Source organism: Miltoncostaea oceani (assembly GCF_018141545.1).
Taxonomy (GTDB): Bacteria; Actinomycetota; Thermoleophilia; order Miltoncostaeales; family Miltoncostaeaceae; genus Miltoncostaea; species Miltoncostaea oceani.
This window is the reverse complement of sequence record NZ_CP064356.1, coordinates 3,428,211-3,449,380: the sequence shown is the minus strand read 5'-3', so window position 1 is coordinate 3,449,380 and position 21,170 is coordinate 3,428,211. Positions and strand designations below refer to the sequence as shown.

Annotated in this window: 19 protein-coding genes and 2 pseudogenes; 8 read left to right on the top strand and 13 right to left on the bottom strand. The window is 72.7% G+C overall.

What is annotated here, in order from left to right:
- Nucleotides 1–4: 4 nt before the first annotated feature.
- Both IU369_RS17555 and IU369_RS17550 read right to left on the bottom strand, forming a co-directional pair.
- The gene (locus IU369_RS17555; protein WP_217922276.1) at nt 5–754 is read right to left on the bottom strand and encodes a multicopper oxidase domain-containing protein; all 750 of its coding nucleotides are present in this window, start codon (nt 752–754) and stop codon (nt 5–7) included.
- Complete coding sequence (locus IU369_RS17550; protein ID WP_217922275.1) at nt 751–1,047, bottom strand: hypothetical protein; 297 nt, start codon at nt 1,045–1,047, stop codon at nt 751–753. The genes IU369_RS17555 and IU369_RS17550 overlap by 4 nt, the downstream gene beginning before the upstream one ends.
- A 165-nt stretch (nt 1,048–1,212) precedes the next feature.
- Between IU369_RS17550 and IU369_RS17545 the strand changes: the two genes are divergently transcribed.
- The 3 genes from IU369_RS17545 to IU369_RS17535 are packed head-to-tail and all read left to right on the top strand — an operon-like array spanning nt 1,213 to nt 4,563.
- Nucleotides 1,213–1,893, top strand: coding sequence for a helix-turn-helix transcriptional regulator (locus tag IU369_RS17545; protein WP_217922274.1), 681 nt, complete (start codon nt 1,213–1,215; stop codon nt 1,891–1,893).
- A 41-nt stretch (nt 1,894–1,934) separates the two neighbouring features.
- A complete protein-coding gene (gene gdhA, locus IU369_RS17540) occupies nt 1,935–3,299 on the top strand; it encodes an NADP-specific glutamate dehydrogenase (protein ID WP_217922273.1) in 1,365 nt (454 codons plus the stop codon).
- A gap of 4 nt (nt 3,300–3,303) precedes the next feature.
- Nucleotides 3,304–4,563: a hypothetical protein gene (locus tag IU369_RS17535; protein WP_217922272.1), complete on the top strand. Its 1,260-nt coding sequence runs from the start codon at nt 3,304–3,306 to the stop codon at nt 4,561–4,563.
- On the opposite strand, the gene IU369_RS17530 is transcribed toward IU369_RS17535, so the two are convergent.
- Genes IU369_RS17530 through IU369_RS17515 form a run of 4 tightly spaced genes read right to left on the bottom strand, consistent with a single transcriptional unit; the run spans nt 4,560 to nt 8,735 of the window.
- The gene (locus IU369_RS17530) at nt 4,560–5,870 is read right to left on the bottom strand and encodes an O-acetylhomoserine aminocarboxypropyltransferase/cysteine synthase family protein (RefSeq protein ID WP_217922271.1); all 1,311 of its coding nucleotides are present in this window, start codon (nt 5,868–5,870) and stop codon (nt 4,560–4,562) included. The two genes, IU369_RS17535 and IU369_RS17530, sit on opposite strands and share 4 nt — an antisense overlap.
- Complete coding sequence (locus tag IU369_RS17525; protein WP_217922270.1) at nt 5,867–6,370, bottom strand: CoA-binding protein; 504 nt, start codon at nt 6,368–6,370, stop codon at nt 5,867–5,869. Before IU369_RS17525 ends, IU369_RS17530 begins: the two co-directional genes overlap by 4 nt.
- 46 nt (nt 6,371–6,416) lie before the next feature.
- Complete coding sequence (locus tag IU369_RS17520; protein WP_217922269.1) at nt 6,417–7,541, bottom strand: sugar-transfer associated ATP-grasp domain-containing protein; 1,125 nt, start codon at nt 7,539–7,541, stop codon at nt 6,417–6,419.
- Nucleotides 7,542–7,601: 60 nt separating this feature from the next.
- Nucleotides 7,602–8,735 (bottom strand): sugar-transfer associated ATP-grasp domain-containing protein, encoded by a 1,134-nt coding sequence (locus IU369_RS17515; protein ID WP_217922268.1) that lies wholly within the window; start codon nt 8,733–8,735, stop codon nt 7,602–7,604.
- A 183-nt stretch (nt 8,736–8,918) separates the two neighbouring features.
- Between IU369_RS17515 and IU369_RS17510 the strand changes: the two genes are divergently transcribed.
- Genes IU369_RS17510 through pstB form a run of 4 tightly spaced genes read left to right on the top strand, consistent with a single transcriptional unit; the run spans nt 8,919 to nt 12,791 of the window.
- On the top strand, nt 8,919–9,890 hold the full coding sequence (locus tag IU369_RS17510; RefSeq protein WP_217922267.1) for a phosphate ABC transporter substrate-binding protein PstS family protein: 972 nt from the start codon (nt 8,919–8,921) through the stop codon (nt 9,888–9,890).
- Between the two features lie 9 nt (nt 9,891–9,899).
- Nucleotides 9,900–10,829: a phosphate ABC transporter permease subunit PstC gene (gene pstC / locus IU369_RS17505; protein WP_217922266.1), complete on the top strand. Its 930-nt coding sequence runs from the start codon at nt 9,900–9,902 to the stop codon at nt 10,827–10,829.
- A gap of 10 nt (nt 10,830–10,839) precedes the next feature.
- Nucleotides 10,840–11,889 carry a PstA family ABC transporter permease gene (locus IU369_RS17500; protein WP_217922265.1) on the top strand — a complete coding sequence of 350 codons (1,050 nt, stop codon included), beginning with the start codon at nt 10,840–10,842 and terminating at the stop codon, nt 11,887–11,889.
- Between the two features lie 8 nt (nt 11,890–11,897).
- Nucleotides 11,898–12,791 carry a phosphate ABC transporter ATP-binding protein PstB gene (gene pstB, locus IU369_RS17495; RefSeq protein WP_425516833.1) on the top strand — a complete coding sequence of 298 codons (894 nt, stop codon included), beginning with the start codon at nt 11,898–11,900 and terminating at the stop codon, nt 12,789–12,791.
- On the opposite strand, the gene IU369_RS17490 is transcribed toward pstB, so the two are convergent.
- Together IU369_RS17490 and IU369_RS17485 are read right to left on the bottom strand one after the other, a co-directional pair.
- Nucleotides 12,788–13,015 (bottom strand): hypothetical protein, encoded by a 228-nt coding sequence (locus tag IU369_RS17490; RefSeq protein ID WP_217922264.1) that lies wholly within the window; start codon nt 13,013–13,015, stop codon nt 12,788–12,790. The genes pstB and IU369_RS17490 overlap by 4 nt on opposite strands.
- 111 nt (nt 13,016–13,126) lie before the next feature.
- Nucleotides 13,127–13,273: pseudogene (locus IU369_RS17485) on the bottom strand (integrase core domain-containing protein); the annotation flags it as partial.
- A 256-nt stretch (nt 13,274–13,529) separates the two neighbouring features.
- On the opposite strand from IU369_RS17485, the gene IU369_RS17480 reads away from it, so the two are divergent.
- Nucleotides 13,530–14,579: an IS110 family RNA-guided transposase gene (locus IU369_RS17480; protein ID WP_217921545.1), complete on the top strand. Its 1,050-nt coding sequence runs from the start codon at nt 13,530–13,532 to the stop codon at nt 14,577–14,579.
- 15 nt (nt 14,580–14,594) lie between these two features.
- Here the strand turns inward: IU369_RS17480 and IU369_RS17475 are convergent.
- The 5 genes and pseudogenes from IU369_RS17475 to ettA all read right to left on the bottom strand — a co-directional run.
- Nucleotides 14,595–15,419: pseudogene (locus IU369_RS17475) on the bottom strand (IS481 family transposase); the annotation flags it as partial.
- Between the two features lie 104 nt (nt 15,420–15,523).
- Nucleotides 15,524–18,217 carry an aconitate hydratase AcnA gene (gene acnA / locus IU369_RS17470; protein WP_217922262.1) on the bottom strand — a complete coding sequence of 898 codons (2,694 nt, stop codon included), beginning with the start codon at nt 18,215–18,217 and terminating at the stop codon, nt 15,524–15,526.
- Between the two features lie 141 nt (nt 18,218–18,358).
- Nucleotides 18,359–18,487 (bottom strand): hypothetical protein, encoded by a 129-nt coding sequence (locus tag IU369_RS23670; protein WP_281426199.1) that lies wholly within the window; start codon nt 18,485–18,487, stop codon nt 18,359–18,361.
- A 289-nt stretch (nt 18,488–18,776) separates the two neighbouring features.
- Nucleotides 18,777–19,388 carry a MarR family transcriptional regulator gene (locus IU369_RS17465; RefSeq protein ID WP_217922261.1) on the bottom strand — a complete coding sequence of 204 codons (612 nt, stop codon included), beginning with the start codon at nt 19,386–19,388 and terminating at the stop codon, nt 18,777–18,779.
- A gap of 44 nt (nt 19,389–19,432) precedes the next feature.
- Complete coding sequence (gene ettA / locus IU369_RS17460) at nt 19,433–21,115, bottom strand: energy-dependent translational throttle protein EttA (protein WP_246551303.1); 1,683 nt, start codon at nt 21,113–21,115, stop codon at nt 19,433–19,435.
- Between the last annotated feature and the right edge of the window lie 55 nt (nt 21,116–21,170).

The window sequence follows — 21,170 nt, the reverse complement described above, 5'->3', positions numbered from 1 at the left end:
TGGCTCAGTGGCTCATCGTGCCCTGGGCGCCCGAGGTGCGGAGGAGGCCGACCGCACCCTTCGCGGCGTTGGTGAAGTCGTGGGTGACGAAGGGGTAGATCCCCTCCTCGTCGAGCCGGAACTCGGCGATCGACCCCTGCGAGGCGGCGAGGTTGAGGGTCTGGTTGCCGACCTGCTCGTTCGCGGGGTTCCCGTCCTGCCAGGCGCGGTCGAAGATCGTGCCGACGACGTGGAACGCGCTCCAGGTGTTCGGGCCCGCGGCGAGGACGAAGGCGCGGATCGTCTCGCCCCTCTCGACCTGGATCGGCGTGTCCTTGTACTGGGCGGCGTAGCCGTTGAAGGCGACGACGTCGGGGATGCCGCTCATCAGCTTCGCGTCGTCGGCGGGCATGCCGGGCGTGTCGGAGACGTAGAAGTCGGACTGGACGAACGCCAGCTCCCGGTCCACCGGGGCGAGCCCGCCCTCGGGCTCCACGATGATCATCCCGTACATGCCGTTCGCGATGTGGTGGACGACGGGGGCGGTGCCGCAGTGGTACATGAAGACGCCGGGCGTCGTGGCCTCGAACTCGAACCCGAAGGTCTCACCGGGGGCGACGTCGCGGAACGCCCGGTTCGGCGCGATGCGGGCCGCGTGGAAGTCGATCGAGTGCGGCATCTTCGTCTTGTTGGTGATGGACGCCCTGACGGTGTCGCCGACGCGGACGCGGACCACCGGGCCGGGCACGCGGTCGCCGAAGGTCCAGACCTTCACGACCGTGCCGGGGCGATCTCGACGACCTTCTCGGTCATGTCGAAGTGGACGGTGTGCACCCGCTGGTCCACGTAGGCCGGCGCGTCCGCGCTCATCGTGTTCTTCGGGGCCGAGGCCTCGGCGGCGGTCGCGGCGACGGCGGGGGTGGCCGTCGCGTGCGCGGCGTGCACGGGCGCCGGTGCGGCGGCGGCCGGGGGGTCCGCGGTGGCGGCCCGGGCGGTGCCGCCGTCCGCGGCGCGGATCCCGGCGGTGAGGGCGACGGCGGTGAGGGCGCACGCCCCGATCGCGCTCACGATCGTCAATGGCATCGCGCTCCGGGGCCGGTCGAGCCTGTCGTGCCGGGTCATCGCCGCTGCCTCCTGTGAGGGGCCCCTCGGGGCCCGTCCCCTTTTTCTCTGTTTTCGGCTAGAGTAAATCACGACCTGAGTATTTCGTCTAGTCATCAGAGGAAAAAATCGATGCCCCATTCCACCGCCATGACGCCCGAGGAGGCCGGGGCCCTGGCGCACCCGTCCCGGCGGGCCGTGGCCGAGGCCCTCGGGACGGCGGACGACGGCCTGACGGTGGCCGACCTGGCCGCCCGCGTCGGCCTGCACCCGAACGCCGTCCGCCAGCACCTCGACGTGCTGCAGCGCGCGGGGGTGGTGGTGGCCGCCCCCTCCGCGCCGACGGGCCGCCGCGGACGCCCGAGCGCGCGCTACGCCCTCGCCGCCCCGCAGGCCGTGGCCGCCGTCGGGCACCGGGAGCTCGTGCGTCTCCTCCTCGAGCTGGTGCGCCGCGCCGGCACCGACGAGGACGGGATCGAGGCCTTCGGCTGGGAGCAGGGCCGGGGCCTCGTGGCCCTCGACGCGCCCCCCGAGGCCCTGTCGGCGTCGTTCGCCGGCCTGGGATTCGCCCCCGAGGAGGTCACCTCCGAGGGGGCCCGGCGGGCCGGCGAGATGGACGTGCGCCTGCGGGCGTGCCCCTTCAAGGAGGCGGTGCTCGCCGAGGGCGGGCACCTGATCTGCGCGCTGCACCGCGGCCTGGTCCGGGGTGCTCTGGAGCGCGTCGACGACGACGCGGAGCTCGCGGTGTTCGAGCCGAAGGACCCCCGCACCGCGGGGTGCCGCGTCCTGGTGACCGGCCTGTCTCCGCGATGACCCCGACCGCTCACCCACCGACCCCCCCGAGGAACGCCCCCATGTCCGACTCCCCCCGCCGGCCCCTCGACGAGCGGCTCGCCGCCGTCCACTGCCAGGTGCTCGCCCGCAACCCCGGCGAGTCCGAGTTCCACCAGGCGGTCGAGGAGGTGCTGGAGAGCCTCGGCCCGGTGGTCGCGAAGCATCCCGAGTACGTCGAGGCCGCGATCCTCGAGCGGCTCTGCGAGCCCGAGCGGCAGATCATCTTCCGGGTGCCGTGGGTCGACGACGCCGGCGCCGTGCGCATCAACCGGGGCTTCCGGGTCGAGTTCAACAGCGCCCTCGGCCCCTACAAGGGCGGAATCCGCTTCCACCCCTCCGTCTACGCCGGTGTGATCAAGTTCCTCGGCTTCGAGCAGGTCTTCAAGAACGCGCTCAGCGGCCTGCCGATCGGCGGCGGCAAGGGCGGGTCGGACTTCGACCCGCGTGGGCGCAGCGACGGCGAGGTCATGCGGTTCTGCCAGTCGTTCATGACCGAGCTGCACCGCCACCTGGGCGAGCACACCGACGTGCCCGCCGGCGACATCGGCGTCGGCGAGCGGGAGATCGGCTACATGTTCGGCCAGTACAAGCGGATCACCAACCGGTACGAGTCGGGCGTGCTGACCGGCAAGGGGATCGGCGTCGGCGGTGCGCAGGTGCGCCGGGAGGCGACCGGGTACGGCGTCGCGGTGTTCACCGAGGAGATGCTGAAGGCGACCGGGCGGTCGATGTCGGGGCGCCGGGTCGTGGTGTCGGGGTCGGGCAACGTCGCCATCTACGCGGCCGAGCGGGCGCAGCGGCTCGGGGCGGAGGTCGTGGCCTGCTCCGACTCGGGCGGGTACGTGGTCGACGACGGCGGGCTCGACATCGGCCTGCTGCGGCAGGTGAAGGAGCGCGAGCGGGGGCGCGTGGCCGACTACGCGACGCGGCGCGGCCCGGGCGCACGGCACGTGGAGGGCGGGTCGGTCTGGGAGGTGCCCTGCGAGATCGCCCTGCCGTGCGCGACGCAGAACGAGATCACCGGGCCGGACGCCGCCCGCCTCATCGAGGGCGGCTGCATCGCCGTGGCCGAGGGCGCCAACATGCCGACGACCCCCGAGGCCGTGCGGCTCCTGACGGGGGCGGGGGTGCTGTTCGCCCCCGGCAAGGCCGCCAACGCGGGCGGCGTCGCGACCTCCGCGCTCGAGATGCAGCAGAACGCGTCGCGCGATTCGTGGACCTTCGAGTACACCGAGGCGCGCCTCGAGGAGATCATGCGCGGCATCCACGAACGCTGCGCCACGACGGCGGCGGAGTACGGCTCGCCGGGCGACTACGTCGCGGGGGCGAACATCGCCGGCTTCATCGCCGTCGCCGACGCGATGCTCGCGCTCGGGCTCGTGTAGCCCGGTGAGGCTCCTGCTCACGCACCGCCCCGTCGGCCTGCTCGGGCTCGCCGCGCTCGGCTGGCTCGCGGGGGCCGTCGCCCTGGTCGTCGCGTCGGGCGACCTGGCCCGGGGCCTCTGGTACACCCCGTCCGCCCTCGCGGCCGCGCACCTGATCGGGCTGTGCTTCGTGACCACGGCGATCGCCGGCGCCCTGCTGCACCTCGCGCCGAACATGTCCACCCGGCGGCCGCACGCGGGCGCCGGGCCGCTGGTCTGGGTGGGCGGCGCGCTCCTCGCGGCGGGCCTGGCCGGGGGGTGGCCCGCGCTCGAGGCCGTGGGCGGCGTCGTCGTCACGGCGGGCGTCGGGTGGCTGCTCGCCGGCGTCGTGGCCGTCGCCCGCGGGCGACGGGGGTCGTGGCCGGAGCCGCTCGCGGGGCTGGTGGCGGCCGCCGGGTGGCTGCTCGGGGTGCTGGTCCTCGGCCTCCTCATGACCGCCGAGCGTCGCTGGGGCGGCGTCGGCATCGACCGCACGCGCGCCATCGGCGTCCATCTGACGATGGCGGGCCTCGGCTGGGCGGGCGGGCTCATCCTGGCGATGGCCACCCGGATGGCCCCGATGATGCTGGTCGCGAAGGTCCACCGCGTGGGGATCGCACGGGCGGCGATCGTCGTCTGGCACCTCGGCGTCGCGTCGCTGGTCGCCGGCCTCGCGCTCGCCGACCGGACGGCCGGGACGGCGGGCGCCGTGATGCTGGCCGCCGCGGTCGGCCTGTTCGCGGCCTACCTGTCCGGGGCCGTGCGGCGTGGACGGCGCCGTCCGCCCCCGGCCGTGCAGCACCTCGCCGCGGGCCTCGTGGCGGTGCTCGCGCTCGCCGTGGTCGTCGTCGTGCGGGACCCGGCGGACGCCGCCGTGCCCGCGGCCCTGCTGGGGCTCGTCGGGCTGGCGGCGGGCGTCACCGCCGGGCACATCATGATCATGGTCCCGACCATGTGCTGGGTCGCGCGCTTCTCGGGCGCCCGGCGCGGCGACGGGATCCCTCCGCCGGTGGCCCTGCTCGCCCCCCCGGCGCTCGGCTGGTGCGAGGGGATCGCGTTCGCGTCGGGCCTCGGCCTGCTGGTCGCCGGGGTGCTCGCGGCGGAGCCGGTGGTGGCGCGCGCCGGCGCCGTCGCGCTCGCGGTGTCGGCCCTCGGCGTGGTCGCGTCGGTCGCGGTCGCCGCCCTGCGCCCCTGGACCGCGCCGCCGGGTCCGCGGCGCGTGCCGCTGCCGGTGCTGCGCTCCTAGGCCGCCGACGTCGCGGCGGTGATCGCCCGGTCGAGGTCCCAGACGATGTCGTCGAGTGTCTCGAGCCCGACGGAGACGCGCACCATGTCGTCGCCGACCCCCGCGAGGGCGAGGCCCTCCTCGTCGAGGCGCCGGTGGGTGGTCGAGGCGGGGTGGATGATCAGGGTCTTCGCGTCGCCGACGTTGGCGAGGTGGGAGCACAGGTCGCAGGCCTCGATCAGCCGCCTCCCCGCCTCCCGGCCGCCGCGCACCCCGAACGTCACGACCGCGCCCGCGCCGAGCGGCAGGTAGCGGGCGGCGCGCTCCGCCTCCGGACCCCCGGGGGACCCGGGGTAGGCCACCCACGTCACGCCCGGGTGGCCCGCGAGGAACTCCGCGACGGCCGCCGCGGAGGCGACGTGGCGGTCCATCCGCAGCGACAGCGTCTCGAGGCCCTGCAGCAGCAGGAACGCGTTGAAGGGGGAGAGCACCGGCCCGAGGTCGCGCATGGTCTCGACGCGCGCCTTCATCACGAACGCGAAGTTCCCGAACGTCTCGGCGTAGCGCAGGCCCCGGTACCCCGGGCTCGGCTCCACCAGCCCCGGGAACATGCCGTCCTCCCACGGGAACGTGCCGCCGTCCACGAGGACGCCGCCGATCGTGGTGCCGTGACCGCAGATCCACTTCGTGGCGGAGTGGCTGACGAGGTGCGCGCCGTGCTCGAACGGACGGCACAGGTACGGCGTCGCGAACGTGTTGTCGACCAGCAGGGGCAGGCCGTGCTCCCCCGCGACCCCCGCGACCATGGCGATGTCGAGGACGTCGAGCCGCGGGTTGCCGATCGTCTCGCCGTACAGCAGCCGCGTCCGCGGGGTGACGGCGGCGCGCCAGGCGGCGGGGTCGGCGGGGTCCACGAACGTCGTGGTGACGCCGAACCGGCTCAACGTCATCGCGAGCTGGTTGTGGCTGCCCCCGTACAGGTGCCGCGACGCGACGATGTGGTCCCCGGCGTCGAGCAGGGTCATGATCGCGACGGCCTGGGCGGCGAGCCCGCTCGACGTCGCGAGGGCGCCGACGCCCCCCTCGAGGCTCGCCATCCGCTCCTCGAACACCGCGGTCGTCGGGTTCATGAGGCGCGTGTAGATGTTGCCGAACCGGTTGAGGTCGAAGAGGTCCGCCGCGTGGTCGGCGTCCTCGAAGACGTAGGCGGCGGTCTGGTGGATCGGGACGGCGCGCGACCCCGTCTCCGCGTCGACCCGCTGCCCGGCGTGCAGGGCCCGCGTGTCGAACCCGAACGCCCGCCCGCCGTCGTCGGCCGCGGCGCTCACGGGTGGAAGCCCCCCATCCGCCGCGAGCCGATCACCCCGGTGGAGAGGCCCACCACGTTCAACCCCCCGAAGTAGCGGCAGTGCTCCATCTTGATGCAGCGGTCCTGCACCACCTCCAGCCCCGCGGCGCGGGCGCGGGCCGCGGACGCCGGCTCGGTGATGCCGAGCTGCAGCCAGATCACCTCCGCGCCGAGGCGGATCGCCTCGTCCACGATCGGCGGCACGTCCTCGGGGCGCCGGAACACGTTGACGATCCCGAGGGGCCCCTGCTCCGCCGCCGCCTCCAGCGTCGGGACGCACGGGTTGCCGAGCACCTCGTCGCACCGCGGGTTGACCGGCGTGATCACGTAGCCGTTGGCCTGCATGTGCACCATCGCCCGGTGGCTCGGCCGGTCCGGGCGGGGCGACAGGCCGACCACGGCGAGGCGCCGGTGGGCCTGGAGGATGCGGCGCACGGCGTCCGAGGGGGCGCCGTCGGCCATGCCGGCGATCGGGGACACGGGGCGGATCATCCCACGGCGCACGGCCGGGGAGCGGCGGAACCCGTCAGGTGGTCCGCATCCGCTCGGCGAGGGCCGCGATCCCGGCCTGTGGGCTGGGGGAGTCCCACCAGATGTTAGCCTCGACGATCCGGGGGCCGTCCGGGGTGATCGCCACGTCCCACCCGATCGCGCGGTGCGGGAGGAAGTGCGGTGCCGCCGACGTGACGGCCGCGACGATCCCCTCCCAGCAGGGGAGGCGGGCGCCGGCGGGCGGCCCGCCCGGCCACGTCCCCGCCGGCGTCATGAGGTACTCGCGGTGCGGTCCCGCGTGGAGGATCTCGCCCATCGTCCCGTCGCGCAGGTCGATGATCGCGAGCACGTTGCCGGTCGTGCCGTTCGAGAAGTTGTCGACCGGGTTGCCGGGGGCGGTCATGCGGAACTGCGCGTTGACGACCTCGACGGTCCCGTCGCGGGCGACGAACGTGACGATGCGCAGGGTCTGCAGCGCGGAGCCGTCGCCCGGCAGGTCCGGGTGGTCGCGCAGGCGCTCCTGCACCACGTGGACGTGGAACTGGCGGTCGGCGGCCAGCTCCCCGCAGAGCCTGCTCACGGTCGTCGGGCCGGCGCCCATGACGTCGAGGACGCCGTCGGGGCGGCGCGTGACGACCCGCACGCCGAGGCCGTGGTACCCCCGCGCCGGCTTCACGACGAACTCGTCCGGCGCGCCGGTGGCGAGGTACCGGGCCCAGTCGTCGGGCTCCGCGAGGACCGTGCCGTCGCGGGTCCAGCCGGGACCCGACTGGCAGAGGATGGCGTACAGGCGCGGGACCGGCAGGCCGAGGGCTTCGGCGAGTCGGTAGAAGATCGCCTTGTCCTCGGTGAGGTACCAGAACTCGTTCGGGTTCAGGCCGGACTGGACGCCGATCAGGCGCCGCTTGCTCAGCAGGTCGTCCACCTCCGCGGCGGGACGACCCGGGTCGAGCAGCCCCAGCGCGAACGCCTCGTCGAGGGTGAACCCCCGCCGCGACATGTCGAGCGCCCGGGCCCCGACGGCGAGGGGCCCGGCCCCGTGCGCCCGTCGCGTCGCCCGTGCGATCTCGATCGTCCGCGCGACGTGGTCGCGCACGGCGCGGGCACGCCACGTCGCCGCGTGCGCCACCCTCGATCCCGCCTTCGCCACCGCACCCACGACGCGCCCCTCTCCGGAAGCGGCCTCCGCGCGCGAGCCCCCTCGTGCGCGGCCAGCCTCTCAGGCCCGGCGCATGATCTCCAGAGCGTCCCGGATCGATCGCTGCGAGCCGACCGGGTCCCACCACATGTTCGCCTCGACGATCACGGGGCCGGTCGGCGTGACGGCGACGTCCCACCCGATGCAGCGCATCGGCAGGAAGTGGGGGGCGGCGGCGGCCACCAGGGCGCAGCACTCGTCCCACATCAGCAGCTTCTGACCGACGCGGGGGGCGTTGACGCCCTCGGGCGGCGTGACCTCGGTGAGCACACCGCCCTCGCCCGCCCCGACCACGTTCGCGAACGTCCCGTCGCGGACGTCCAGGACGCTCGAGTAGTTGCCGGTCGCGCCGAGCCGGAAGTTGTCGATCGCCGCACCGTCGAGCGCCGTCTTGAAGAAGGAGTTGATCACCCGGACGCCGCCGTCGCGGTCGACGAGGGTCGCGATGCGGGCCGTCTGCAGGGCGCTGCGCCCGCCGGGCATGTCGGGGTGGTTCTCGAGCCGCTCCTGCACCACGTAGACGTGGAACTGGGGGTCGGACACCAGCTCCCGGCAGAGGGCGCCGGCGTCGACGTCGCCCCGGCCGAGCTCGTGGAGGGTGCCGCCGCCTCGCTCGATCACGCGGACGCCGAGGCCGTAGTACCCGCGGGCCGGCTTGATCACGAAGGTGTCGGGCAGCGCGTCGGACAGCAGCAGGCGCTCCCAGTCCCCGGCGTCGGCGAGGACCTCGCCGGTGTGCGACCAGCCGGGCCCCGACTCGCACAGGACGGCGTAGAGGGTGGGCACACGCAGGCCGAGCTGCTCGGCGAGGCGGTAGAAGATCGCCTTGTCCTCGGTCAGGTACCAGAACTCGTTGGGGTTCAGGCGGGCCTGCGCCGCGATCATCTCGCTCTTGGACACGGCGGCGTCGATGGCGTCGTCGTCCACCGAGGGCGCGAGCAGCCCGAGCGTGTACGCCTCGTCGAACCCGAACCGCCGGGTGCCGACGAGGTGGGCGGTCCGCCGGGCGAGGGCGGGGAGCCCCGCCGGCCCCGCCGTCCGGGCGCTCGCCGCCGCGATCGTCGCGGTCCGCGTGGCCCGGGCCGTCGCCGCGCGACCGCGTCGCGCGAGGGCGCGTCCGATCCGTCCCGCCTGCTGTTGAACGTCGTGGAACACCGTCGCCTCCCTGGTACCGCGAGTCTAGGCCTGTACTCCATCGGCTGCCGTTCACAGCTTGTTCACCACGGAGTCACCGGAACGTCACCTGTGCTCCGCGACCCTTGTCGTACCGTCGCCGCGGTCCCCCGGGGCACCCGCCGCCGGCGGGGTCCCCACCCCCTCTCCAAGGAGTGACGACGTATGGCACGTGGACGCCGGATCGCCCTGATCGCCGCCTCGGCGGTGCTCGCCCTGGGCTCGCTGGCCGTGGCCGGATGCGGTGACGACGACGAGGACGCCACCGCGACCTCGGGTGGCGGTGACGCCGCCGCGCTGTCGGGCAACATCGTGATCGACGGCTCCTCGACCGTCGCGCCCCTCACCTCGGCCGCGGCCGAGGACTTCGCCGCCGACAACGGCGACGTCAACATCACCGTCGGCACGTCCGGTACCGGCGGCGGCTTCGAGCGCTTCTGCACCGGCGAGACCGACATCTCGAACGCGTCGCGCGCCATCGAGGACGACGAGGTCGCCGCCTGCGAGGCGGGCGGCGTCGCCTACGAGGAGCTCCGCGTCGCCTCCGACGGCATCACCATCGTCACCAGCTCCAACGCCGACGTCGGCGGCACGGACATCACGTCCGCCCAGCTGAAGGCCATCTGGGGCCCGAAGTCGACGATCAAGAACTGGAGCGACATCCCGGGCGGAGACTTCAACGACGTGCCGCTCGCGCTCGCCGGCCCCGACTCGCAGTCCGGCACGTACGACTTCTTCAACGAGGAGATCCTCGGCGAGGACGCCGCGGGCGAGACGGTCACCCCCCGGCAGGACTACACCGCGTCGGCCGACGACAACGTGATCGTCCGCGCCGTGCAGAGCGGCCCCGGGACGATGGGCTACTTCGGCTTCACCTACTACGAGGAGAACGCCGACACCCTCGCGCCGTTCACCCTCGACGGCGTCGAGCCCACCACCGAGTCCATCACCGACGGCAGCTACCCGCTCTCGCGGCCCCTCTTCATCTACGTCAAGACGGCGTCGCTGGAGAAGCCCGAGGTGAAGGCCTTCGTGCGCTACTACCTCGAGAACGCCACCGCGCTCGCCGAGGACCTGCAGTTCGTGCCGGCGCCCCAGGACGCGCTGGACGAGGCCCTCGCCAGGGTCCCCGAGTAGGCTGCGCGCGTGACGACCACGGCAGGCACACCGGGCGCGGGCCCGGTGCTCCGGCGGCGGCGCCGTCGCCTCGGGGAGCAGGTCATCCTCCTGCTCCTCGGGGCGGCCGCGGTCGTCTCCGTCCTGGTGACGATCGGCATCGTGGTGACCCTCGTGACCGAGGGCGCCCCGTTCTTCGCCGACGTCTCGTTCATCGACTTCCTGACGGGCACCGTCTGGCAGCCGGTCAACGGCAGCTACGGGATGATGCCGCTGCTGATCGCCTCCCTGTGGATCGCCGGCATCGCCACCGTCGTCGCCGTGCCGCTCGGCATCGGCGCGGCGATCTACCTCTCCGAGTACGCGACCGAGCCGTTCCGCAAGGTCGTGAAGCCGATCCTGGAGCTCCTCGCCGGGATGCCGACCATCGTGCTCGGGTTCTTCGCCCTCGAGTCGATCACCCCGGCGCTCCAGGACATCGGCGTCCTGCCCGACGGGCAGCTGTTCAGCGCCCTCTCGGCGGGCATCGTCGTCGGCATCCTCATCACCCCGCTGATCAGCTCGCTGTCGGAGGACGCGATGCGCGCCGTGCCGCGGGCGATGCGCGAGGGCGCGTACGGCGTCGGCGCGACGAAGCGCGTCGTGAGCACCCGCGTCGTGCTGCCGGCCGCCCTCTCGGGCGTCATGGCGGCCGTCGTCCTCGGCGTCTCACGCGCCGTCGGCGAGACCATGGCGGTCACCCTCGCGGCGGGCACCCAGCCGATCCTCTCCGGTGACCCCCGCGACCCGATGCAGACGATCACGGCCTACATCGTCGCGATCTCCAAGGGCGAGGCGACCCGCGGCAGCACCCAGTACACCTCGATCTTCGCCGTCGGGATCGTGCTCTTCGTGGTGACCCTGGCCATCAACCTGGTCGCGGTGCGCTTCGTGCGCCGCTTCCGGACCGTCTACCAGTAGGGGGGGCACGATGGCCACCGACGTCCCCCGTGTCGCCGACTCCGCCGCGGTGCGCCCGCTGCGGCGCAAGCGGCCCCGCCCCGCGGACGCCCTCTTCCACGCCGCCGTCCTCAGCGCGGTGCTCATCGCCCTCTCCGTGCTCGCGTGGCTCGGCGTCTCGATCGTCCAGTCGGGCTGGGCGACCCTCACCTGGGACTTCCTCACCGACCCCGTCTCCTCGCGCGCCTCGCGCGCCGGCTTCAACTCGGCGCTCCGCGGGTCGCTGGTGCTGATGCTCCTGACGTTCGCCGTCGCGATCCCCGTCGGCTTCGCCGCGGCGATCTACCTCGAGAAGTTCGCCGCCATCGGCCGCGAGCAGCTCCTGTCGACCGCCTACGCCCGCCAGCGCCGCCTGCACGAGATGGAGGCGGACGGCACCGGCGGGGCCGCGCTGGTCCTGCGCCGCGTCGGCGTGCGCGCCGCGTTCGCGTGGAGCCGCATCGGCCCGCCCGTGAACCGGGCGGTGGAGGTGAACATCTCGAACCTCGCGGCCGTCCCGTCGATCATCTACGGGCTGCTCGGCCTCGCGATCTTCGTGACGTTCATCGGCCTGCAGAAGTCCCTGCTCGCCGGTGGGCTCACCCTGGCGCTGCTGGTGCTGCCGATCGTGATCATCTCGAGCCGGGAGGCCCTGCGGGCCGTGCCGGTGTCGATCGAGCAGGGGGCCATGGCCCTCGGCGCCACGCGGTGGCAGGCCGTCTCCCGCCAGGTCGTCCCGGCGGCGATCCCCGGGATGCTGACGGGGACGATCCTCGCGATGTCGCGGGCCCTCGGCGAGTCGGCCCCGCTGATCGTCGTCGGCGGCGTCGCGTTCGGCACGCAGGTGCCGAGCGTCAACCCGCTCGACGCGAACGAGACCCCCCTGTTCGCGATGCCGCTCCAGATCTTCGATTGGACCGACCGACCGCAGGAGGCATTCCAAGAACTGGCCGCAGCAGGCATCATCGTGCTGCTCGTCGTGCTGGTCCTGATGAACGCCGTCGCCATCTTCCTGCGTGCCAAGTACAGCCGACGCTGGTGAGGAGGACGATCGTGTCCGATCAGGTCCCGCAGTCCACGACAACGACCGTCCCGCGGGGAGCAGCCGAGGTGCACCAGGACAGGATCACGACGCCCGAAGCCATCGCCCCCGACCGCCCGGCGGGATCGCACGAGGTCGTGTTCCGCGCCTCCGGGCTGGACTTCCACTACGGGAGCGTCAAGGCGCTGGAGGACGTGAACCTCGACGTCCGCCGCCACGAGATCACCGCCCTGATCGGACCGTCCGGCTGCGGCAAGTCGACGTTCCTGCGCTGCCTGAACCGGATGAACGACCTCATCCCCGGCACCCGGGTCGACGGGACCCTGCACTTCCACGGCCAGGACCTCTACGCCTCCGACGTCGACGCGGTCGACGTCCGCCGGCGCATCGGGATGGTCTTCCAGAAGCCGAACCCGTTCCCGAAGTCGATCCGGGACAACATGTCGTTCGGGATGAAGGTCAACGGCATGAAGGTCACCGACGATAAGATCGAGGAGGCCCTCCGCCGCGCCGCCCTGTGGGAGGAGGTCAAGGACAAGCTCGACAAGGACGCGTTCGCCCTCTCCGGCGGCCAGCAGCAGCGGCTGTGCATCGCCCGCGCGATCGCCGTCGAGCCCGAGGTGATCCTCATGGACGAGCCGTGCTCGGCCCTCGACCCGATCTCGACGCTCGCGATCGAGGACCTCATGAACGACCTCGTCGCGCAGTACACGATCGTGATCGTGACCCACAACATGCAGCAGGCCGCCCGCGTCTCGCACCGCACCGCGTTCTTCACGGTGTCGGGCCTCGACAAGGGCCTGAGGTACGGGGTGCTCGCCGAGACGGGCGAGACGCAGCAGATCTTCACGGCGCCGGCCGACAAGCGCACCCAGGACTACATCACGGGGCGCTTCGGCTAGCGACGCGCGCGACCGGGGGAGGGGGCCCGGGGGCGCCCCCCGGCCTCAGACGGCGGCGGCCACCGGGACCGGGGAGTGACGGCGACCAGCAGCGACAGCCCGATCAGGATCGTGGTCTGCAGGGCCTGCAGGCGGCGCTCGCGCCGCGCCGCGTCCGCCCATCCCCCGTCGCGCGCGTCCCGGCCGGGGGCGGGGTTGCGGGTGGGGACGCCGTGTGTGGTCACCGCCTTATTGTCGGCCCCCCGACACGGAAATCCAGGGACGGGCGAGACATCACCCACCCTCCCGGGCCGTGGACCGGCCCCGGGAGGGTGGTGGGCGCTAGGTGTAGTTGGTCACCACGTTGTTGACAGGCGGCTGATCGGCGGGCGGCCGTTGAGGCTGCTGTGGCGGCGTTGGGTGTTGTAGTGCTCGAGGAAGTCTGGCAGGCACCCGGCCCGCTGGGTGTTGCTGGTGAACACCTGCGAGTAGGCCCATTGTGAGTCTGGGTGGGCGGTCCTCGGGCCGTTTGTCAGGCTGGCGTCGGTGTCGGAGGTGACCCATAGCGCCCATTGGCCGCCTGGTGCGTGCCTGTCGCTGAGATATGTCGCTCCGATGCCGGCGCCGGCCTGGCCAACCGCCTGCTGGCCTGATCAGAAGCCTGTCCGGCTGCAGCCGTGACCCATCACAGTCCTGCCGCACGGTGTCTTCATCCAGGCCGGCGCCGCAGACGGCGCTCGATCCAGGAAGGAGCACCGCATGGCCATCGTGGCAGAGGACTTCGCCCACGTCGTAGGTGTCGACACCCATTCCCAGACTCATGCGGCCGCCCTCGTCGACCGCACGGGCAGCTTGCGCGCCGAGTTCGCGGCGACGACCGACCCGCCAGGGCTCGAGCGGCTGATCGACGCTGTCAGGGCCGCCGCCCCTGGGCCGCGCCTATGGGCGATCGAGCAAACAGGCAGCTACGGAGCGGGCCTCACGGCGCTGTTGGTGGCCCTCGGTGAGGCGGTCGTCGAGATCGACCGCCCCTCGCGTCCGGCGCGCCGACGCGGCAAGGATGACGGCCTTGACGCCCTTCGCGCGGCGCGCGAGGCGCTCAGCCGAGCCCATCTGGCAAGCCCGCGGGCGCGTGGCGTTCGCGAGGCGCTGCGTGTCCTGCTGGCCACCCGCAGGGCGAGCATCGCCGCACGCACGGCCGCCATCAATCAGCTGAGGGCGCTCGTCGTCACCTCGCCGAGCGTCTTGCGCGAATCGCTGCGCGGTCTCACACGAGCCGAGCTCATCCGCACCTGCTCTCGCCTGCACCTGATGCAGCGCCACGACGAGGAACGACGAGCCGCGGTTCTTGCGCTGCGGGCGACCGCGCAGCGCATCGATCACCTCACCGGTGAATCCGCTGTGCTTGAGGCCGAACTCGCGCGGCTTGTCCGCGCGATCTGCCCCGCCCTGCTCGAACTGCCCGGGCTCGGCGTCATCACCGCGAGCCAGCTGCTTGTGAGCTGGTCGCACCCTGGACGAATCCGCAGCGAGGCGGCGTTCGCCGCGCTGGCTGGTGTGGCGCCCATCCCGGCGTCCTCCGGCCAGGTCAGCCGGCACCGGCTCTCACGCCAGGGCGATCGCCAGCTCAATCGAGCCCTGCACAACATCGTGCTGGTGCGTATGCGCCACGACGAGGCGACCCGTGCCTACGTCTCCCGCCGCAGCGCCGAGGGGCGCAGCCTGCGCGAGATCCAACGCTGCCTCAAACGCACCGTCGCTCGCCAGCTCTTCCGCTTCCTCGAGAGGAGCGCCCGATTAGCTTCTTGACGCCGATAGAAGCATCTCGGTGAGCAGGGTGCGGTTGAACCGCTCGACCTTCCCGTTCTGCCAGGGGCAGTGGGGGCGGATGAGGATGTGGCGGGCGCCGAGGCCGGCGAGGGCGGCCTGGAAGTCCCGTGAGAGCCTGTACGAGAAGGCGTTGTCGCTCATCACCGCCTCGATCCGGGTGATGCCGTGGGAGTTGAAGAAGGCGGCGGCGCGGGTGAGGAACCCCGCGCAGGTGACTCCGCGCTCGTCGGGGTGGATCTCTGAGTAGGCGAGCCGTGAGTGGTCATCGACGGCGGAGTGGACGTAGTCGTAACCCAGGGTCCCCCGCGCCGAGGGTGCCGCCGCCCGGCCAACGGCCCGCCAGCCTCCGCCTTCCCGGATCCGCCCGAGCTTCTTGACGTCGATGTGGATCAGCTCACCGGGCCGTTCGCGTTCGTAGCGCACCCGGCTGACCGGCCCCTGGCGCACGGGCTCCCCGGTGAGGGCGTCCAGGTCGCGCAGGAGGGGCATGCGGTGGCGGGCGATCACCCGGCCCACCGTCGAGGCCGCCACCCCGAGCTCAGCGCCGATCCAGTCGGCGCCACGGCGGTGGGTGGCCCGGGCCCACAGGATGCGCCTCACGGTGGCTTGGGGGGTGCGGTGCGGGCAGCGATGCGGCCGGCTCGGTCGGTCGGCCAGGCCCGAGGGGCCCTCCTCACGGAAGCGGCGCAGCCACTTGTAGGCGGTGGCGCGTGAGCATCCGAGTTGGTGGGCGGCATCGGCTGGCCGGTGGCCGGCCACCACCCGCTGAACCAGCAGCATCCTTCCGTGGACGGTGAGGCGGGCGTTAGCGTGAGCCATGAGGACCCCCTTGGGGCTGGGAAGGCTTAGTCACCTCCACAACTCCCTCGGGGGTCCTCGCTACGTCAACCCGGAACCGTCAACAACGCTGCGGGTGACTACAGCTAGGAGGCGGTGCTCTCCTTGTAGAGGCGCCGCAGCACGGTCGGCAGGATCCCGCCGTTGTGGATGTAGTTCAGCTCCGTCGGCCCGTCGATGCGCGCGAGGGCCTGGAACGAGCCGGTGGTGCCGTCCTCGCGGGTGTACTCGATCGTGACGGTGTCGCGGGGGGCGAGCGTCGCGAGGCCCGTGAGCGCGAAGGTCTCGCGTCCGGTGAGGCCGAGCTCCTCGTGACCGTCGCCCTCGAGGAACTGGAGGGGCAGGACGCCCATCCCGACGAGGTTGCCGCGGTGGATGCGCTCGAACGACTTGGCGATCACGGCGCGGACGCCGAGCAGCAGGGTGCCCTTGGCGGCCCAGTCGCGGCTCGACCCGTTGCCGTAGAGCGCCCCCGCCATGACGATCAGCGGCGTCCCGGCCTCCTGGTACGCCATGGAGGCGTCGTAGATCGACGTGATCTCACCGGTGGGCAGGTACTCCGTCCAGTTGCCCTCCTTGCCGCCGGCGAGCTGGTTGCGGAGGCGGATGTTGCCGAAGGTGCCGCGCATCATCACCTCGTGGTTGCCGCGCCGCGAGCCGAAGCTGTTGAAGTCGCGGGGGTCCACGCCGTGCTCGGTGAGGTACTTCCCGGCGGGTGAGCTGACGGGGATCACGCCGGCCGGCGAGATGTGGTCCGTCGTGATCGAGTCGCCCAGCACCGCGAGGGCCCGGGCGCCGACGATGTCGGTGACCGGGGGCGGCTCGGGGGTGATGGAGCTGAAGAACGGCGGGAGCTGCACGTAGGTGGAGTCGGAGTCCCAGGCGTAGGTCTGGCCCTCCGGCACCGGCAGCGCGCGCCAGCGGTCGTCGCCCTCGAAGACGGTGGCGTAGCTCTCCTCGAAGAGCTTCCGGTCGACCGCGCCGCCCAGGGCCTCGGCGACCTCCTCCTGGCTCGGCCAGATGTCCGCGAGGTACACGGGCCCGTCGCTGCCCTCGCCGAGCGGCTCGCTGGTGAGGTCGATGTCGACCCGCCCGGCGAGCGCGTACGCGACGACGAGCGGCGGCGACGCGAGGTAGCTGGCGCGGACGTTCGGGTGGATGCGGCCCTCGAAGTTGCGGTTGCCCGACAGGACGGCCGCGGCGACGAGGCCGTTCTCCTCGATGGCGGCGTCGATCGGCGCGGCGAGGGGGCCGGAGTTGCCGATGCAAGTGGTGCAGCCGTAGCCGACGAGGTCGAAGCGGAGCTGGTCGAGGTAGTCGGTGAGCCCGGCGCGGTCGAGGTACCCGGTGACGGCGCGGCTGCCGGGGGCGAGGCTGGTCTTCACCCACGGTGGGGTGGTGAGGCCCTTCTCGACGGCCTTCTTGGCGAGGAGCCCGGCGCCGATCATCACCGACGGGTTCGACGTGTTGGTGCACGACGTGATGGCGGCGATGGCGACGGAGCCGGTCTGGAGGGGGAAGGTCTCGCCCTCGACGGTGACCTGGACGGGCTCGTAGTGGGGGCCCGCGCCGTTCTGGACGAGGCCGTCGGCGAAGTGGCCGCGGAACTCGCCGGCGACGGCGCCGAGCTCGACCCGGTCCTGCGGCCGGCGGGGGCCGGCGAGGCTCGGGACGATGGTGGCGAGGTCGAGCTCGAGGGTCTCGTCGAACTCGGGGTCCGGGTCGTCGTCGGTGCGCCAGATGCCCTGCGCCTTCGCGTAGGCCTCGGTCAGCGCGATGACGTCGGCGGGGCGGCCGGTGGTGTCCATGTACCGGAGCGTCTCGTCGTCGATCGGGAACATCGTCGCCGTCGCGCCGAACTCGGGGGACATGTTGGAGATGGTCGCCCGGTCGGCGAGGGTCAGCCCGGAGAGGCCGGCGCCGTAGAGCTCGACGAACTTGCCGACGACGCCGTGGTTGCGGAGCATCTCGGTGACGGTCAGCACCAGGTCGGTCGCGGTGGTGCCGAGGCCGAGGCGGCCGGTGAGCTTGAGGCCGATGACGGTCGGGGTCGGCTGGGAGAGCGGCTGGCCGAGGAGCACGGCCTCCGCCTCGATGCCGCCGACGCCGAAGCCGAGGACGCCGACGCCGTTGATCATCGTCGTGTGGGAGTCGGTGCCGACGAGGGTGTCGGGGAACGCCTGCAGCTCGCCGTCGACCTCGCGGGTCTGCACGACCGGCGACAGGTACTCGAGGTTGACCTGGTGGACGATGCCGGTGCCGGGCGGGACGGCGCGGAAGTCGCGGAACGCCTGCTGCGCCCACCGCAGGAGCATGTAGCGCTCCTGGTTGCGCTCGTACTCGCGCTCGACGTTCTGGGCGAAGGCCTCGTGGGTGCCGAAGCGGTCGACCTGCACGGAGTGGTCGATGACGAGGTCGGCGGGCACGAGCGGGTTGATCAGACTCGGGTCGCCGCCGAGGGCGCTCATCGCGTCGCGCATCGCGGCGAGGTCGACGACGCACGGGACGCCGGTGAAGTCCTGCATCACGACGCGGGCGGGGAGGAACGGCACCTCACCCGTGAGGCCGGAGCGGGGCGTCCACCCGGCGAGGTACCGGACGTCGTCCTCGGTCACGAAGCCGCGGCCGCAGTTGCGCAGCACGGACTCCAGCAGCACCTTGATGGTGTACGGCGTCCGCGCCAGGTCCGGCCGGACCGCGTCGAGGCGGTAGATGACGTGGGAGCGCCCGCCCGCCTCGAGCGTGTCGCGGGCGGAAAAGGGATCGGGCGCAGGGCTCACTTCGGTCTCCTCGGGGCGGTCGGCAGTCCGACCGGAAAGCCTACCGCAGCGGGGCCGCACCCACCGCCCGCGTGCCCCCGCCCACGTGCCCGCGCGACCCGCCCCCGACCGCCGTCGCGCCCCCTCGCCGCTCCGGCGGGATCAGGGCGGTCCCGGCAGGTCGCTCTCCACGCACTCCACGATCGCCGTCGCATGCGCCAGGTCCCCGGCGACCTGCGCCGGCGAGAAGCGCGTCGTGCCGTACTCGATCCTGTTCCGGAACCGGCGCATGCGGTCGAGCTCCCCCGCTGCGGCGACATCGAGGGCCAGGGCGGCGTACTGCGCGGTGGCCTCGTGGCCCCCGGCGCATTGCGGGCGCGCAGACCCGCCGCCAGCATGTGAGCCGCGGTGGCCGTCCGCGCGGCGTCGTAGAGCGGCGCGTACGCCGCATCCGGGTCCCCCTCGGCGATCAGGCCGGCCGAGCGCAGGTGCCGGCGGCAGGTCGCCAGGCGCTCCCGCGCCGCCGCCGGGTCCGCCGGGACGCGCTCCAGTCGCCGCGCCGCGACCAGGTCGTCGATGTTCACCGCGGCTCGTCACCCAGGAGGGCGATCGGGGCGTCGGCGCGGACGGCGGCCAGGAAGCCGCGCATCGACGCGGTCTCCTCAGCGCCACTCCACTGCTCCTCGCTGACGATGACGGGGTCGATGGCGAGATGGAGCTGCGCCTCCGCCTCGGCGCAGGCGCGGTAGACGTCCTCGGGTCGCGGATCGCCGACGACGAGCAGGTCGAGGTCGTGTGGTTCCTCGGCGGAGTCGCCGGGATCCCGCGAACGCCGGGCCCAGGACCCGAACAGGTACGCCTGCCGGACGCCCCGGACGGGGGACAATGCCGCGCGGAGGACGGGCTCGGGGCCGTAGGCCTTGAGCAGCAGGCCGCGCAGGTCGGCGTGGAAGCGGGATCCGCGGTCGGCGCGGACCCGCCGGACGTTGCCGACCCGCTCGGTCTCGACGAGCCCCGCCGACTCGAGGCGGTCCACCTCGCGCATCACGGACGACGGGGCGAGGTCGGTGAGGCGCCCCAGCTCGCTGAGGGAACGCCACGTCCCGGCCTCGTCGAGGACGAGGACCGAGAGCAGGCGGGCCTGGCCGTCGGAGCGGAAGATCGGCAGGCCGACCGCGAACTGACTATGCATGACACGCAAAATACATTGCGCGTCACGCACAGGCAAAGTGTGGCTCACCCGGGGGCGTGCAGCTTCCGGTAGGTGATGCGGTGGGGCCGGGTGGCCTCCTCGCCGAGGGTGCGGCGCCGGTGGTCCTCGTACTCCTGGAAGTTGCCCTCGAACCACGTCACCTGGCTGTCGCCCTCGAAGGCGAGGATGTGGGTCGCGACGCGGTCGAGGAACCACCGGTCGTGGGAGGTGACCATGGCGCAGCCGGACCACGCGACGATGGCCTCCTCCAGCGCGCGGAGGGTGTCGACGTCGAGGTCGTTCGTCGGCTCGTCGAGGAGCAGCAGGTTGCCGCCGCCGGCGAGGAGCTTCGCCAGGTGGACGCGGTTGCGCTCACCGCCGGAGAGCTGGCCGACGGGCTTCTGCTGGTCGCCGCCCTTGAAGTTGAACGACGCGACGTACTGCCGGGAGTTCATCTCGTCGGTGCCGCCGAGCTTGATGATGTCCTGGTCGTTCGAGACCTCCTGCCACACCGTCCGCGTCGGGTCGAGGTCGTCGCGCGACTGGTCGACGTAGGCGAGCTGGACGGCGTCGGCGAGGCGGATGGAGCCGCCGTCGGGCTGCTCCTGACCGGAGATCATGCGGAACAGCGTCGTCTTGCCGGCGCCGTTCGCCCCGATCACCCCGACGATCGCGCCGGGCGGGACGGTGAAGGAGAGGTCGTCGATCAGCAGGCGGTCGCCGAAGCCCTTCGTGAGGTTCTTCGCCTCGAGCACCAGGTCGCCGAGGCGGGGCGGGGCGGGGATGCGGATCTCGACGGTGCGCTGGCGGCGGTCGCCCTCCTCCGCCACGAGCTTCTCGTAGTTCGCGATGCGGGCCTTGCTCTTCGCCTGGCGGGCCTTCGGGGAGCTGCGCACCCACTCCAGCTCGCGGGCGAGGGCCTTCTGGCGCGCCGACTCCGTCTTCTCCTCGTGCTCCAGCCGGATGCGCTTCTGCTCGAGCCACGACGAGTAGTTGCCCTGCCACGGGATGCCCCGGCCGCGGTCCAGCTCGAGGATCCAGCCGGCGACGTTGTCGAGGAAGTACCGGTCGTGGGTGACCGCGACGACGGTCCCCGGGTACTCCTCGAGGTGCCGCTCCAGCCACGCCACCGACTCCGCGTCGAGGTGGTTGGTGGGCTCGTCGAGGAGCAGCAGGTCGGGCTGGGAGAGCAGCAGGCGGCACAGCGCCACCCGGCGCCGCTCGCCACCCGACAGGGTCGTCACGTCCTGGTCGCCGGGCGGCACCCGCAGGGCGTCCATGGCGACGTCGAGCTTGCGGTCGAGGTCCCACGCGTCGAGCTTGTCGATCTGCTCCTGCAGCTCTCCGTACTCCTCGAGCGCCTTCTCCATCTCGTCGGGCTCCATCTCGCCCAGGCGCGCGCCGATGTCCTCGAAGCGCCGCAGCAGCGCCACCGTCTCGGCGGCGCCCTCCTCGACGTTGCCGCGGACGTCCTTCGTGGGGTCGAGGTCCGGCTCCTGGGGGAGCAGGCCGACCGTCGCCCCCGGGGCGAGCACCGCGTCACCGGAGAAGTCCTTGTCGATCTGGGCCATGATCCGCAGCAGCGTCGACTTGCCGGCGCCGTTGCCGCCGAGCACGCCGATCTTCGCCCCCGGCATGAACGACAGCGACACGTTGTCGAGGACCACCTTGTCCGGCGGGTGCGTCCGCCGCAGGCGGTACATGGTGAAGATGTACTGGTCGGACAACGGTCCCCCCTCGGTGACTCACGACGACCGGACACCATAGAGGGCCGGCGCGCAC

Coding starts and splice junctions, on each gene's coding strand:
- IU369_RS17510 (WP_217922267.1), top strand. CDS start 8,919: ATGGCACGTGGACGCCGGATCGCCCTGATCGCCGCCTCGGCGGTGCTC.
- IU369_RS17500 (WP_217922265.1), top strand. CDS start 10,840: ATGGCCACCGACGTCCCCCGTGTCGCCGACTCCGCCGCGGTGCGCCCG.
- IU369_RS17480 (WP_217921545.1), top strand. CDS start 13,530: ATGGCCATCGTGGCAGAGGACTTCGCCCACGTCGTAGGTGTCGACACC.
- gdhA (WP_217922273.1), top strand. CDS start 1,935: ATGTCCGACTCCCCCCGCCGGCCCCTCGACGAGCGGCTCGCCGCCGTC.
- IU369_RS23670 (WP_281426199.1), bottom strand. CDS start 18,487: ATGCGCCGGTTCCGGAACAGGATCGAGTACGGCACGACGCGCTTCTCG.
- IU369_RS17545 (WP_217922274.1), top strand. CDS start 1,213: ATGCCCCATTCCACCGCCATGACGCCCGAGGAGGCCGGGGCCCTGGCG.
- IU369_RS17465 (WP_217922261.1), bottom strand. CDS start 19,388: ATGCATAGTCAGTTCGCGGTCGGCCTGCCGATCTTCCGCTCCGACGGC.